The organism is Filimonas lacunae (genome assembly GCF_002355595.1).
Classification (GTDB): domain Bacteria; phylum Bacteroidota; class Bacteroidia; order Chitinophagales; family Chitinophagaceae; genus Filimonas; species Filimonas lacunae.
Genome location: NZ_AP017422.1, coordinates 853107 through 866806 on the forward strand (window position 1 = coordinate 853107; position 13700 = coordinate 866806).

Annotated in this window: 14 protein-coding genes; 7 read left to right on the plus strand and 7 right to left on the minus strand. The window is 42.5% G+C overall.

All coding sequences use genetic code 11. The features are described 5' to 3' along the window. Positions 1-58 precede the first annotated feature (58 nt). Positions 59-406, minus strand: a complete 348-nt coding sequence (locus FLA_RS03570) for a winged helix-turn-helix transcriptional regulator (RefSeq protein WP_076381929.1) — start codon at positions 404-406, stop codon at positions 59-61. Between the two features lie 196 nt (positions 407-602). Here FLA_RS03570 and FLA_RS03575 point away from each other — a divergent pair, with 196 nt between their 5' ends. Next, positions 603-1349, plus strand: a complete 747-nt coding sequence (locus FLA_RS03575) for a glucose 1-dehydrogenase (RefSeq protein WP_076381928.1) — start codon at positions 603-605, stop codon at positions 1347-1349. Positions 1350-1693: 344 nt separating this feature from the next. Beyond that, entirely contained in the window at positions 1694-2449 is a 756-nt protein-coding gene (locus FLA_RS03580) for an NADPH-dependent F420 reductase (protein ID WP_076381927.1), read from the plus strand. Positions 2450-2708: 259 nt separating this feature from the next. On the opposite strand, the gene FLA_RS03590 is transcribed toward FLA_RS03580, so the two are convergent. Next, positions 2709-2972 (minus strand): hypothetical protein, encoded by a 264-nt coding sequence (locus FLA_RS03590; RefSeq protein ID WP_076381925.1) that lies wholly within the window; start codon positions 2970-2972, stop codon positions 2709-2711. A gap of 510 nt (positions 2973-3482) precedes the next feature. On the opposite strand from FLA_RS03590, the gene FLA_RS03595 reads away from it, so the two are divergent. Together FLA_RS03595 and FLA_RS03600 are read left to right on the plus strand one after the other, a co-directional pair. After that, positions 3483-4376: a hypothetical protein gene (locus FLA_RS03595; protein WP_076381924.1), complete on the plus strand. Its 894-nt coding sequence runs from the start codon at positions 3483-3485 to the stop codon at positions 4374-4376. A 191-nt stretch (positions 4377-4567) separates the two neighbouring features. Continuing rightward, entirely contained in the window at positions 4568-5719 is a 1152-nt protein-coding gene (locus FLA_RS03600) for a serine hydrolase domain-containing protein (RefSeq protein WP_076381923.1), read from the plus strand. Positions 5720-5802: 83 nt separating this feature from the next. On the opposite strand, the gene FLA_RS03605 is transcribed toward FLA_RS03600, so the two are convergent. Next, a complete protein-coding gene (locus tag FLA_RS03605) occupies positions 5803-6537 on the minus strand; it encodes an SDR family oxidoreductase (protein WP_076382079.1) in 735 nt (244 codons plus the stop codon). Positions 6538-6608: 71 nt separating this feature from the next. Then, a complete protein-coding gene (locus tag FLA_RS03610; RefSeq protein WP_076381922.1) occupies positions 6609-7187 on the minus strand; it encodes a Crp/Fnr family transcriptional regulator in 579 nt (192 codons plus the stop codon). 115 nt (positions 7188-7302) lie between these two features. Here FLA_RS03610 and FLA_RS03615 point away from each other — a divergent pair, with 115 nt between their 5' ends. Beyond that, a complete protein-coding gene (locus FLA_RS03615; RefSeq protein WP_076381921.1) occupies positions 7303-7944 on the plus strand; it encodes a hypothetical protein in 642 nt (213 codons plus the stop codon). 55 nt (positions 7945-7999) lie between these two features. Here FLA_RS03615 and FLA_RS03620 read toward each other — a convergent pair whose 3' ends face one another. The 3 genes from FLA_RS03620 to FLA_RS03630 form a co-directional block, all read right to left on the minus strand. Beyond that, on the minus strand, positions 8000-8563 hold the full coding sequence (locus FLA_RS03620; RefSeq protein ID WP_084206486.1) for a globin family protein: 564 nt from the start codon (positions 8561-8563) through the stop codon (positions 8000-8002). 15 nt (positions 8564-8578) lie between these two features. Further along, positions 8579-9007, minus strand: coding sequence for a hypothetical protein (locus FLA_RS03625; RefSeq protein ID WP_144264154.1), 429 nt, complete (start codon positions 9005-9007; stop codon positions 8579-8581). Between the two features lie 107 nt (positions 9008-9114). Then, positions 9115-11538 (minus strand): DUF1963 domain-containing protein, encoded by a 2424-nt coding sequence (locus FLA_RS03630; protein ID WP_076381919.1) that lies wholly within the window; start codon positions 11536-11538, stop codon positions 9115-9117. Positions 11539-11766: 228 nt separating this feature from the next. Between FLA_RS03630 and FLA_RS03635 the strand changes: the two genes are divergently transcribed. Together FLA_RS03635 and FLA_RS03640 are read left to right on the plus strand one after the other, a co-directional pair. Further along, a complete protein-coding gene (locus tag FLA_RS03635; RefSeq protein ID WP_076381918.1) occupies positions 11767-12594 on the plus strand; it encodes a hypothetical protein in 828 nt (275 codons plus the stop codon). A gap of 210 nt (positions 12595-12804) precedes the next feature. Beyond that, a complete protein-coding gene (locus tag FLA_RS03640; RefSeq protein ID WP_076381917.1) occupies positions 12805-13593 on the plus strand; it encodes a M48 family metalloprotease in 789 nt (262 codons plus the stop codon). Positions 13594-13700: the final 107 nt, after the last annotated feature.

Here is a 13700-nt window from a genome sequence, read left to right on the forward strand (position 1 = left end):
CCATTTGAAGCAGGTTCAGCACCCTCCGAACGGATATGACAGGGGCGGCTTAAGAATACTAACGCTGAGAAACAACGATTCGATGATTTAAACCCCAATCCTTCAAAGAATAAATTATGGGCGTTAAAGTATCAGCGTAAGCTTCCAGCGTATACAAGATCTTAATGGGGTAATCGTCCAAAACTGTTCGTTTTAAAAGTTTATGCTGTTCAAGTTCCTTGAGTTCTTTAGCCAGGACTTTAGGGGTTATTCCTGGAATGCTTTCCTGGATATCCGTAAAGCGTTCATTACCAACACCAACAGAGATGATAATGGGTAGTTTCCATTTGCCACTAATGACGTCAAGCGCATCCCTTACCGGCTTTATGGTATTCAGGCAATCGCAGTGTGTTTTTTTCTGAGCCATAATATTCAGTCTAAAATTCCACTTTCCTTTGGGAAAGTACTATACAAAGGAAAGTGAAACTGGCTAACTTTGCAATAATTATTTTAAACAAGGCGAATTCGCAAGTCATCTTAGTGGTGCTTAGCGTACCCTGGGTTGCATAGTCTTATTGAAAGCGCTCAAAGGATAAATCGTTTTTATACCAAACCAGTCTATCATGAAAAGATTAGAAGGAAAGGTTGCCATCATTACTGGCGCCGCAAGGGGCATGGGTGCAGCACATGCTCGTTTATTTGCACGGGAAGGAGCTAAAGTCATATTAACTGATGTGCTGGAAAAGGAAGGCAAATTACTGGCTGACGAGCTGGGCGAAAATGTGATATACCTTAAGCATGATGTCACCAGCCCGGAAGATTGGGAAAAAGTACTCCGGGCTGCAGAAGATAAATTTGGCCCGGTAACAGTACTTGTTAACAACGCCGGCATCACAGGGGCTTTCGCCAACGTTGCTGAACTTGACTACCTGGAGTTTAAAAAAGTAATGACCATCAATGCAGATGGAACTTTCCTGGGAATGAAGACGGTGATACCATCAATGCTGAAGGCTGGTATTGGTTCAATCGTCAATATCTCTTCGGTATCCGGGTTGCAAGTAGCTCCAGGTTCTCCGAATGCCGCTTATGTTAGCAGCAAGTTCGCGGTGACGGGCCTTACAAAAATGGCAGCCCTGGAATACGCAACCAGGAACATCCGGGTCAATTCTGTACATCCCGGCGGTGTGAAAACAAATATTGTAGCGGACATGAGTGTGTTTGATGACCCCAAAATGCTCGAACCAACACCGATGAAGCGATTTGCAGAACCAATGGAGATTTCTTATCTCGTACTGTTTCTCGCCTCTGATGAAGCGTCGTACATCACTGCCTCAGAATATAAGGTGGATGGCGGTATGACAGCCAAATAATTGAATTTAATTGAGGATATCACGAAGCGACAACTAAAAATTGGAATAGTTGGTGCCGGTTTGATCAGCAAGATTCTGGCTAATCAATTTAATATTTCAGGGTATAAGTAGTTTGGCCGGCCCGTAGGCAAAGCAATCAGTAGAACAAGGCAAGAACTGTCGATCAGTCAAAAGAAGAAACCTGGTGAAGTGTAAATTGATAACGTGTCAGGTAAATATCCGTATGATTATATGTATCATGCTGTAGACATTAAACGGGTGGACAGCTACATTCTGCCGGGGCAGAATAGCACAATGTGTTTAGTGTAATGGTAATAATGTAACACTCTTAAAAGAATAAGAAAATGAAAATTGGAATAATTGGTACAGGTGCCATTGGAGGTACAATTGCAAGAAAAATGGTGGCAGCAGGGCATCAGGTTTCTGTAAGCAATTCAGATGATTTTGAAAAATTACAAAACCGCAGTAAAGAACTAGGGGCTTTGCCGAAGACCTTAGAGGACCTTGTTAAAGATGTAGAGGTTATTATACTGTCCGTGCCGACCATAGCAATTCCAACCCTACCTAAAACTTTATTGGACAAGGTACCACAGGACACCATTGTAGTCGATACGTCTAATTATTATCCGTTTCGTGATTCCGATATTGAGGATATAAAAAAAGGTAAAGCGGAGAGCGTCTGGGTGTCTGAACAAATAGGTCGCCCTGTCATTAAAGCCTTTAATATGTTACTGGCAGAAACACTTGTATCCAGGGGGAAACCGAATGGCGCACCAGGGCGAATAGCAATGGCAATATCTGGCGATGATGCCAAAGCCAAAGGAATCATATCCGGACTTGTAAATGAAGTGGGCTTCGATGTTGTTGACGCGGGAAATCTGGAAAATTCATGGAGGCACCAGCCTGGAACGCCCGCTTATTGTACGGAGTTAAATGTAACGGAGCTCCAACTGGCGCTCAACGATGGTAAAAGGGATGTTGCTCCTCAGATCAGGGATTCTGTGATCAAAATATTCATGGAAAGTGCCAATCAGCCGTCGCATGATGAGACAGTTACCATCAACAGATCGTTGTTTCCTAAAAATCCAAAAAAAGAATAGTATTTGCGGATACACTAAGGCTGTTATCTATGTGTGGTAACAGCCTTAGTGTATCCCAAAAAGACCGTCTGAATAACCTTATGGAAGTAGTATATCCTTATCTTACTGCATATCGCAAAAAGGCTTTAACTTTTATCGTCTATTATTTAGCTTCTTCTAATAACATCAGATGCAGTCCTTCAGGAAGTGAGTCAGCCTTATTGTTTTATATGCATAAGTGGATTAATGGTTTTAGGGGATTTGTGCAAAGGAAAACACTTTAGCGGGGCACACGCCGGGCTGAATGAGTTCTTTCAAATGAGCATTCGCATCTTTGACGGCTATCAAACCATTCCATCCACCTTTTTAACCCAGAAGCCTCTATTCTAAAAGTGATAAAGGAGGCCTGTGGTGCTCTGGCCAGAATTTTACTTCTCAGGCTGGCCTGAAAGCCCAGGAAAGTAAGCGCTTCCTCGTCATTGGATCTTTCTATCTTGAAATTGCCATCTCCCAAAGCGCGTATTGGTACCTCTTTTGTCAGCATAGCCCCAGCTGAATTTCGTTCAGACCATTTTGCCTTATCTCCATTTATCTCTATCGTAAGGCGTTGTTCCGGTGCTGAAGCCTGCTATTTTCCAGATATCCCGGTACTCTTACCGTGGCTGTTTTGCGAACGGAAGATACCGAATCTATCACCTGCCTTGCCAGACATTGCCTACCTATCATTTTGGCGGAAAAGCGGCCTTTCTTTCATTTCGGGCAATAAAATGGGGTATTTGATATTATTAAAATACGATGGGGATAATTCTTTGCAAATCAATAGAACAAAGGCCTCGAATTGCATTGAATAATTCTGAGCTCCACTGATTTAAGCCGCTGAATTTCAGCGGCTTTTTTATTGATAGACATATATCAATTAAAAAGTCGCTTTAATGGAGCTTGTGTAAACACAACAACAATTTTAATCTAATACTACCTGCGATTTTCAGCGAAACGAATAGGCTTCTCTCCTATTAGATGCTAACACTGATTCAAATATGTATAGATTGGGAACATGAATGAGCATCTGGAACGTGTTTTAAAGAACAGCACAAATTTTGACCTCTGGTTAGCTGTAAGTGAATACAGGGTTAATGATGCACTAGCCATTCTTTCCGGTGAATCTTTTATTGAAAAGGCACGGCGTTCGTGGTCGAGGTTCTGGGGAGGTGCAATGCCGCATGCTGATTTTAATTCTGTAAGGGAAGTTGCTTTTAAACTGCTTTCTAATGTGCCAGATACTGACCTGGTAGTGCCCAAAATGATCCTGGTTGGTGTTGACAGTGTCTTTACCGAGTGGATACGTTTCTGCTGTAGCATTCATTATAGCGGCCATTTTCAGCAGCAGCTGGAAGTGCTGCTGAAACAAACTATTCAGCGATTGGAGGAGCTTGCGGAAGAGGTTGCTCAACAATCTAATGGTTATCCTCATAATTCCATTAATGGTGGCGTCTGGTTCAATGGAGCTACAGTTAGAAATTGGTCTGATGCACTTGGTTATCTGTTTGAATTGCGAAATAAACCCCATAATAGAGCTACCGTTTTGCAGTGTAAATGCAAAATAACCTGCTCAATTATGTCACACTATCCTCATCTGGTAGGACCTGATATGATTGAGGCTGCTACCGCATTGATTTCGATAGGTGATAATAAAACAGCAGAAAAATATTATCTGGCAGTCATTGCCGACTTTGAGCAACTACTTGAATGCCGGAATGATGAGTCCAATGAAAATATTCAAGAAGAAGAATTGATCAGTTTTAAAGCGCTTCTTGATGCTTACAATGGAATTGATCGAATACAAGCCGGCCATGATTATGATGATAAGCGCAAAGTGCTTGAACAATTAATATCTAACGCAGGGATATTAAGCTCTGGAAATTCAACTGATAATATACAATTGAGATGAATGTGTGAGGTTGTTATTTAGTTATAATGTTTGGGGCGGCTTTTAAAGCAATCATAATTCAAAGTAGAGAAAGTGTCATTTTCAATGCGGGCGCAATTAGCTTAATATTTTATATAAAAAAAATGTATATTAAACTATGTTTTATCGGCATCAAGTGATTGCCTTCTTTTTTTGATTAAATACCATTAACCATGAAACTATTGCTTACCCTTTTATTTACACTCAACCTACTTCCCGTATTAGCACAGAATGTAACTGAAATTCAACATCTTAATGGCCAATCCATCCGCGCCGAAACGCTTCATCAAAGACTGGAAAGAATAGTTGATAGCACAAAGTTGGCTGGCCTGCAGGTTGCCATTATTAACAGCAGCAAAACCGTGTGGACTTCAAGCTTTGGTTATAAAGACATTGAAAATCAAAAGCTCCTAAATGACAGCACTATTATGTATGCGGCGTCTCTTACCAAGCCTGTAAGTGCTTATATCTTTTTGCGGCTTGTTGATAAGGGGATATTTAACCTGGATAAACCAGTGCATTTTTATTTAAAGAAGCCTATTGATCAATATCCTAAATGGAAGGATCTGGCGGATGATACAGTAGCCTTTAACCGCATTACGCCCAGAATGTTATTAAGTCATAGTTCGGGTTTACCTGTGCTGCGTCAATTGTATGGTAATAAAGTAAACCTGATTTCCAGGCCTGGTGAAAAGTTCTATTACTCGAACGAGGGGATAAATTTGCTGGGTTTTATGATAGAAGAGTATACTGGTAAAAGGCTGGAAGCGATAGCCCGTGAAGAGGTATTTGACCCGTTGGATATGCCGCATACCAGTATGATTTGGGAAAAGTCTTTTGAAAATAATTTCTCCAATGCTTATTTCAAAGATGGCAAGAAATACGGTTCTGAAAGGCGGGAGAGTAGTCGTGCCGCAGGTTCTATGTCTACCACAGCAGATGATTACGCACGTTTTATCATTAACCTTATGAAGAGAAAGGGGCTGCAAAAAACTTCTATGCTGCAAATGTTATCGCCACAAATTGCGGTAACCAGTAAACGTGGCTTTGGTGCTTTGAGAGATAGTGTTACTCATGAAAACGATGCTATTAAATTGTCGTGGGGATTGGGTATAGGGTTGTTTCGATCGCCTTATGGTAAAGGCTTTTTTCATACCGGGCATGGGGATGCTAATCAGAACTATGCTGTGGCTTTTCCGGAAAAAGGTATTGCAGTGGTGTTGCTGAGTAATAGTGAGAACTTTGAAAAAGTATCTTCATTAATTGTGCAGGCCTGTATTGGCGATACTTATTCGCCTTTCAAATGGCTGGGGCATTTAGATTAATAAGGAATCATAAGCCTTGTGTTTTATCGCAAGGCTTATGATTTACTGATTCTTCAATGGATAACTTCGCTAGTATTTGTGGGTTACAACAAAGCATATCCTCCGTCTATTATAATGCGTTGCCCTGTTATATAAGGCTGTGTCATTAAATGAATATAGCTAGGGGCTATTTCTTCCGGCTTAGTGATATAGCCTGCTGGTAAACTTTTTGCCACTTCCTCATACATTGCATTCCGGTTTGCTTCTGGTATGTTATCCCAAAGCTGGGTCATTACCATGCCGGGCGCTACAATGTTTACCCGTATGGGGGCCATTTCCAAAGCCAATACTTTGGTAAGTGCTTCCATGGCACTGCAAATGCTGGTTCCTAAGCTCCAACCTTTTCCTGGCCGGATGCTGGCTACGCCACTGGTAAGAACGATAGAGCCGGACGGGTTTATTTTGGGGGTGGCGTATTTGATGGCGGTCATAGCGCCCCAATAGCGGATGTTCAGGAATTGTTTCGCTGCTGTGATATCCATGTCTGCTACAGGTCCTAATTGCAGGTTCTCTCCGGCTGTATATACCAGGTGGTCAATGGTGGAGAGGGAATCAAAGAATGCTTTAATGGCGGCTTCATCGGAAAGGTCAACGGCTACTGCTTTTGTGCCTTGTGGTAATGATGCCAATGACTGGTTAAGGCGTTGCTGGTTGCTGGAAACAATGGTTACCTGTGCGTGTAATAACGCAGCTAATTGTGCTACTGCCAACCCGATTCCTGCGCTGCCACCTAATACTACTACCTGCTTTCCTGCTAATGTGTTGCTTGTTGTTTCCATAATCTTGTGTTTTGCTACACAAAACTGCCCTCCTATGTTGGCAAAGGACTTAACAAATGGTAAAAACATGGTTATCGCAGGTTTCTGTGTATGCGGCTGAGGGATTGCGGAGTAATGCCCAGGTAAGATGCTATATTGTTTAAAGAAACCCGTAAGGCTATGTCTGCCTGTAGTTCCAGGAAAAGTTTGTAGCGGCTGGCGGAATCCTGCATGCTGAGGTAGCTGTTTCTCAGGTTTATTTTGTGAATGAGCAGTTGTTGTGATATGTGGGTGATGAGTGGTTGCAGGTAAGGGAGTTGGTGATATAAATTATCCAGCTGTGTTTTGGAAACAACACCTACGCGCACGGGGCAGGCTGCGATAATATGGCTGTCGGTTACGGTTTGTTGCTGAAAGCTGTCGAGTATGGTGCACAGTGCCTGCTCTCTGACGAAGAAAAAATTGACTTCGTTGCCTGTTTCGTTAATAGATGCAATGCGTACTACGCCTTCATAAATAAAGAACATTTCTTTGCAAACTGTGCCACCGCGAAAAAGGGTTTCGCCTTCCTGGTAGGTGCGTAGTGTGAAGGCGGATGCAATTAAACCGGCATCGGCCTGGGGGATGGTTGTGCCAAATTGTTGTAAGCTGTTGATGAGTTCTTTTGTCATTGCATTCCGTTAACCTGGATGTAAAAGTACTACAGCTATCGTGTTGATTGAAAAACAGAAATAATCATTGATATTTGGTTCTCCATTCGTAACCCAAACCCATATTGCTACTATTATGAATCGTTCCTGGTTTACCCAAAAAGACTTTACCTCGCTGGTCATTACCAAAGACAAATCTCTGGCTGATCATGCTGTGGTGAAATCTATTACTATTACTGACACGCAATACATCGACAGGCTGGCCGCCCGTATTGAGCAGATTTATCCGGATGGGGATATGATGATTTCTTTTTCCGGAGCTGCTGAGTATATCAGGTTAACCTTTTTCTCCGGCGACAAAATACAGGAGATTGATGTGATTCAAAAAGGCTTTAAAACGCCATCTACCGGTTTCAATATCAAAAATGATTACGAAAAGGAAATTTACGCTGAGATAGATGCTTTGCTTTTTCCGGCACTTGATAAGGTGATACCGAAAGTAAAAGAGCTGCCATTGGAATTTGGGAAGTTTTCTCTTTGCTACAAAGGGAGCCGGTTTGAAGACATGGCCCCGGTAACGTTATCATTTCATATAGATGAATTCTCTTGCACGGATAAAAAGGGGAATGTTGAATTGTTACAAATCTCTTCCGGACAATTGCCTCCTCAGCCTTATGTGATTAAAGGCAGTGGGGTTACCATTCTGACTTTTCGTTCAAACAATGATAAACGAATTTACCCGGAGTTTTTCCAAGTGATGGAAGGCCTGCCTGGCTGATAAAAAGGTGGGGTGTATCATCCACGTGATACACCCCACATTGGCATTAATAACCTTATTGCTGCACTACCACACTTCTCAGTGATTCCACTATTCTTGCCACACTTGCTAAAGCCGGGTTATCAGCAGGTACGCCTGCTTTTTTAGCTCCTGCCACCAGGTCCACTTCAAACTGGTCCATATCCGCGTTAGCGGCTTTACCATTCATACGGGAGTTTTGTGCGGGATCGTGCGCGGCTTTCATGCTTTTTCCGCCATAGGTAATGCTTTTAGCGCCTGTGCCTACACATACAAAATCAGTAAGGTTTTTACTTAAGGCTGCAAAGCCGCTGGTGTTGCCATTGGTTACTTCTGCCAGTAATACTTTAAAAAATCCATTGATTTTGTTATCTGCTGCAATAACAAAAATGCTACTGTCTACAATGTTACGAATCAACAGGCGGCCTGCTTCCATTTTGGTACTGGTGTTGGCAGGGTCAGTAACCATAACAGTTCCACCTAACGAATCGTACAGGGTAGGAGTTGCGGGTGAGTCGTTATTGCTTTTAGAGCAGGATGGTGTAAGCATAACGGTGCATCCCAGTGTTACAACCAGGGCAAAGAGTGTAATCTTCTTCATATTGGTACTTATTGTTTAAAAGACTTTCTTCAGGTACCCGGCCAGTTTGCCGGATAGGGAGTTGGCTGCAACGGGGCAACCGCTTTTAAGCTCTTCTTCGCTGGGTAAGTACCTGTTTGCCTGGTAGCCCGAATTAGCTTTAAAGTTGTTGACGATATTATCGCCACTATTTTGTAAAGGGAAAAAAGTGAATATGGCAATTCTGCTTTCAGGGTTTACCAGTACATGATTTACGCCTTTTTGTTGGTACAGACACGCCGTTATTTTATCAGCATCAGCCTGGTTAATGCTTTGCTTAATATCAATACGGGCCATAATAATTGTATGCTCATTGGGAGGTTGTGGTCTTGTAACAACGTAGATGTGGATACCTAATACAATTACAAGCACAGCAAAGACAGTAGCTACTGTAAGTGCTATCTTTTTAAATAGTCTAAAATTCATATCATCTTAAATAGCACATTTATAAGGGTTTATGGGCTACTCATGTACAAATACGACAATACAATGACAATGGATTTTAACAGAGAAAAAATTTATCCTTTCGTTATTTAGCTGCTTTCCAGTCCGCAATACACATTGGTGAAATCTTTTCTCTCCAGGTCACTTTTGTGAATTACAAAGTATATAACCCCGGCATCCCAAAACTGAAAACCCGTTTTAGGGTCGGAGCTTACTTTTAATAGCACCATCCATTCTTCCGGCTTCCCTCTTTTGGCGTCTACGGCTTCAATTTCGGGGGTATCGTGTTGTTTGAATACATAGGAGTTGATGCTGTGAATTGGGTTTGCGTTGAGGCTGTGCAGGCTCTTTTCCAGTTGTTCTGTGGCTTCGTACTGTTCTTCCATGTTTTCCAGTTCGGGATACAGCCTGTGGCTATTATACAGGGAGGGGATGCTGGCGTACTTCGCTGCTTCTGCCCGGAAGGGTGTGTAAATGCCGTTATCCTCATAAATGAAATCAGGGGTTATGTGCAGGTCTTTGGCTGATTGCAGCTCATTGCCATTGTAGTATATGACTTTGGGAGCTACGGCATCGAGGTCTTCAATAAAGAAATAGAGCATGCCTGTTGTTGGCAGATAGTTTTGGAGATGGGCGATGGCGGCGCAATTTATCTGTGCAATAAATAGCATACCCTTTTCTTCTTCCTGGTAAGTGGTGAAGGTGGGATAGGGTGTGCCAACAGGCAAATCGGGTAAACCTCCAAACCGGTGATTGCCTTTTGTAGCATAAGTGTCTTCTTCTGTTGTAGCCAGTGCTACCGAAGCGCGTGCACGGTTTATCAATGCTTCTTTAAACTCCGTTAACGCTGCATTTTTTATTCCTGCTTCTAATAGGTGTAATAGCTCTATATTGTTTTTTGCATGAAAGTGGCTATCATCATAAGCCATTATGCCTTGTCCGTTCGCGCCTTTGTAGGTGTAATCCAGCAGGCTTATTTTCTTTTCCAGTTCCAGGTGCAATTGCCGGATATTCTCCAGTCCGGCTGGTAATTGTTGTAAGGGATTGTGTTCAATATTCAGGGATTGAAGTTGTGTGGCGGAAGCCGGCACTTTAGTCAGTTGGTTGTTGGATACCAACAGTGTTTCCAGGGATGGCGTTAATTGAGAAGGGATCGATTGTAGTTGGTTATAGTTAAGGTATAGTTTTTTGAGAACAGGTAGCTGCATGATAGAAGGAGGAATGCTTGCCACCTGGCTTCCCTGTAGGGTGATGGTTTCGAGCTTTTGTAAATTGCCCAGCCACCCGGGTAAATGATCCAGTGCGGAGGCTCCTGTAATAGATAGTGTTTTTAACTGTTGCAAGTACTGCACTGCCGGGGGAATGACTGTGAAGTCTGCTGCCAGCGGGTGGTGGTGGGGGAATTCTATTGATAATGTTTCCAGATATATAAGGGGAAGTAGTGCTTGCTGGAGCTGTGTAGTAGAAGGATTGATTAACCACAGGTGGTGTATTACTTCCGGAGTGGCTGTTTGCATTTCTTCCAGCGTGCGAAAATAATAAGCATTCCAATTCAGTTGTTCCAATGGGAGTTTTACAGCCAGCTTTACGGGGTATTGGTGAAAGTGGCCTTCCAGGCCCAACCAGCCTTTTTCCAGTGTTACTTCGGCTGTTAACTCTTGTGAATAGTTGAATCCGCCTTTCCACAGATAGGTGAGATAGCCCTCGTTGCGTTCTTTTTCGAAATAGAATTTACCCGTGGGGATGCCTGCATTGTAAATGCCTTTGAAGTAAAACTGCAGATATACCTTCCTGTTATTGTAACTGCTGATGAGGTCGCTGTTATCTGGATTGATTTCATTGGGGGCTTCTGCTTCTATTTTTACAAACAGGGCGCCATCGCCATCAGATATATGTGCTTGCAGGTTGCCGATAAGTTTGAAATGGTGTTTGCCTATTTGCCAATAAGGTTGTTCATTGGTGGGAATGATAAAAGGTAGGATTACCGTTGGTGGTTGTTGCGCTGTGCTGGTGGCTGGAGTGTGTTTGTTGAGTAAGGCCGTAATTGCGTCCTGTTGTTGCTGCATGGCTTCGGCGGGATTACCAAAATATTGCAGGCTTTGCCATATTTCATCAAATATGGGTTCGTAAAAATCTTTTACGGCTATATCGCAGTCGGCAATGATAGTGTAACCGTACTCGCTGTTTATGGTGATAAGACCAAAGTAGTAAAAATAGCCGTCGGGAGATTGCGTGGTTCTTATCTCTGCTATAGTGCCGGCTACCGGCAGTGTTTTATCTGCAATCAGTTCTACTGTGCCGCGTTGTTCAAAACAACTTGCTCTAAACTGGTCCAGGAGATTATTGCCTGTGAATTTATGGTAAAAGCTTAGTTCCTGTAAGCCGATAGATACAAAGGAAATGTAGTCGTAATCGGTTTGGTGTTCGGCACGAATGCTTTCCCAGTTAATATGTATTTGCTCGTATTGTGCAGGAAAGTTGACGCTACAGGTGGTGGTGGTGACTGATGGCATAGGGCTGTATTGTTTGTTTGCGTTTTAGTTAATTGTTGTGTCAGGGTACGAGTGTAAATTCGATGATTATTGTGCTGATTATCAAAGATAAGTTATGGGAGGGAATGCTGTAGCCATGTCCCTCAAGTAAGGCATTTTTTCATATTTATCTATTTAAAATCGTTAATCATCTGTATAAAGATATCTTTGCGGCGAACTCTACACGAAAAACTCTTAAACCAACAACTGATGAAGAAAAACCTGTTATGCCTTTTTGCAGTGGGCGTTTTATTATTTACCTTTTTTTCCTGTGCTAAAAATAATTCCGATCCTTCAAGTGCGCTTTGCCGTGTGGTGGCGCTCAGCTTTGATTCTTTTCACCTGGAAACCAGGCAGCAACTGGATCAGGATGGTAATGTGCTGCGTATGGAAGATTATATCAGGGATACATTGGCGGCATTTAGCGTGTTTTATTATACTCCCGGTAAGGTGCTGGAGCAGGATACTGTGATGGATGAGCGTAATAAAGCATCTGACCTGGTTACTTATATCATCGGCGCGAATGGGTATGCATCGTCCAAGCATAGAGGTGGCAGAGGGTATGAAACAGAAGACTCCACTTTGTTTACCTATGATGCCAATGGATACATGGCCACTTCACAAAACTATCATTACACACTTGCTGCTGACAGTAGCAGAAGCCTGGCATATAAAGAGACGCACACTTTTGTGGTGGTGAATGGTGTGCGTACGGAGGAGAATGTAGTTTATGAAGGCGGCAACAATGAGCAGTATAACTACAAAGCAGTGTATACTTACTCTGATACGGTAGCTAATCATGTTTTTCTGTTACCTAATATTGTAAGTACGGTATTGGAATTTCCTTTTATGGGTAAGCTCAGTAATGCTTTAATAACGCGTGCTGCTTATACTAAACCAGATGGTACGCCGTTGTATCATTACGATTATTCTTATGGGTTTGATGCTGCAGGTAAGCCGGTAAAGGCATACTTTGTTTATAGTGGTAGCGGTTCTGGATTTAGAGGTTCTCTACAGTTGGAATATAATTGTCCGTAATGTTTTAATGATATGGCCGGTTTTACAACCTGGTTTGCAAAAAGCTTCCTCCTGCTGTGGGGGAAGCTTTTTTATTGGGGGATAGTGTATCCTGTTTCAATAGATTATGCTGTAAGGGGTTTGATAATGTGTTTATTGCGGGGCATGGTTTGTTTTACGGCATAAATATTGCGCAAATGCCTGCAAACCAATTAAACACTACCTACTACTATGAAACAACTTCTACTCCATGCAGCTACTGCCTGTTTGCTGCTGTCTGCTACTGTTAGCGCTTCTGCCCAGTTTAAAATCAACAAAAAAGGTATTGATGCAGCCGGTAAAGGTGTAAAGGCCGCTACTTTTTCGGATGCGGATGCTGCTAAGCTTGCCGGGCAGGCGATCGCTTATATGGATTCGCATAATCCTGTAGCGGATGATAATGACCCGTACACCATCCGATTAAAAAAACTGTTTGCAGCCCATCAGAATGAAGGTGGATTGAAGCTCAATTTTAAGGTGTATAAAGTAGTTGATATCAATGCTTTTGCGTGTGCTGATGGCAGTGTGCGTGTATTCTCTTCTTTAATGGATATTATGACAGATGAAGAGTTATTAGGTATTATCGGGCATGAGATTGGGCATGTGGTGAATAAAGACACCCGCGATGCCATCAGAAGTGCTTACAAGAGAGAAGCGTTGACAGATGCGGCTTCTTCGCAGTCTGAAACAGTCAATACTTTATCGGAAAGTGAGTTGGGTGGTTTTGCTGCTGCATTACTGGATACGAAATTCAGCCGCAAGCAGGAGAGTGAGGCGGACGATTATGCTTATGAATTTATGAAGAAGTATCATTATAAGGTAACAGCTTTGGCCAGTGCTTTTAACAAGTTTGCTGAAATGGAAAAGGAAACAGGCAGTAATAAAAGCAAATCGGATAAGATGTTAAGCTCGCATCCGGAGAGTGCAGACCGTGCGGCTAAAGTGTTGGAAAAAGCTCAAAAAGATGGTTTGGCTAAGTAAGCCGGCCTGATAATAAACGTGCCACCGATAGTTACACCCACAAAAAAAGCCGCTGTTGTCAGTGGCTTTTTTTGTGGGTAATAGCCAAGGTGTTGCTGGTTATTGTT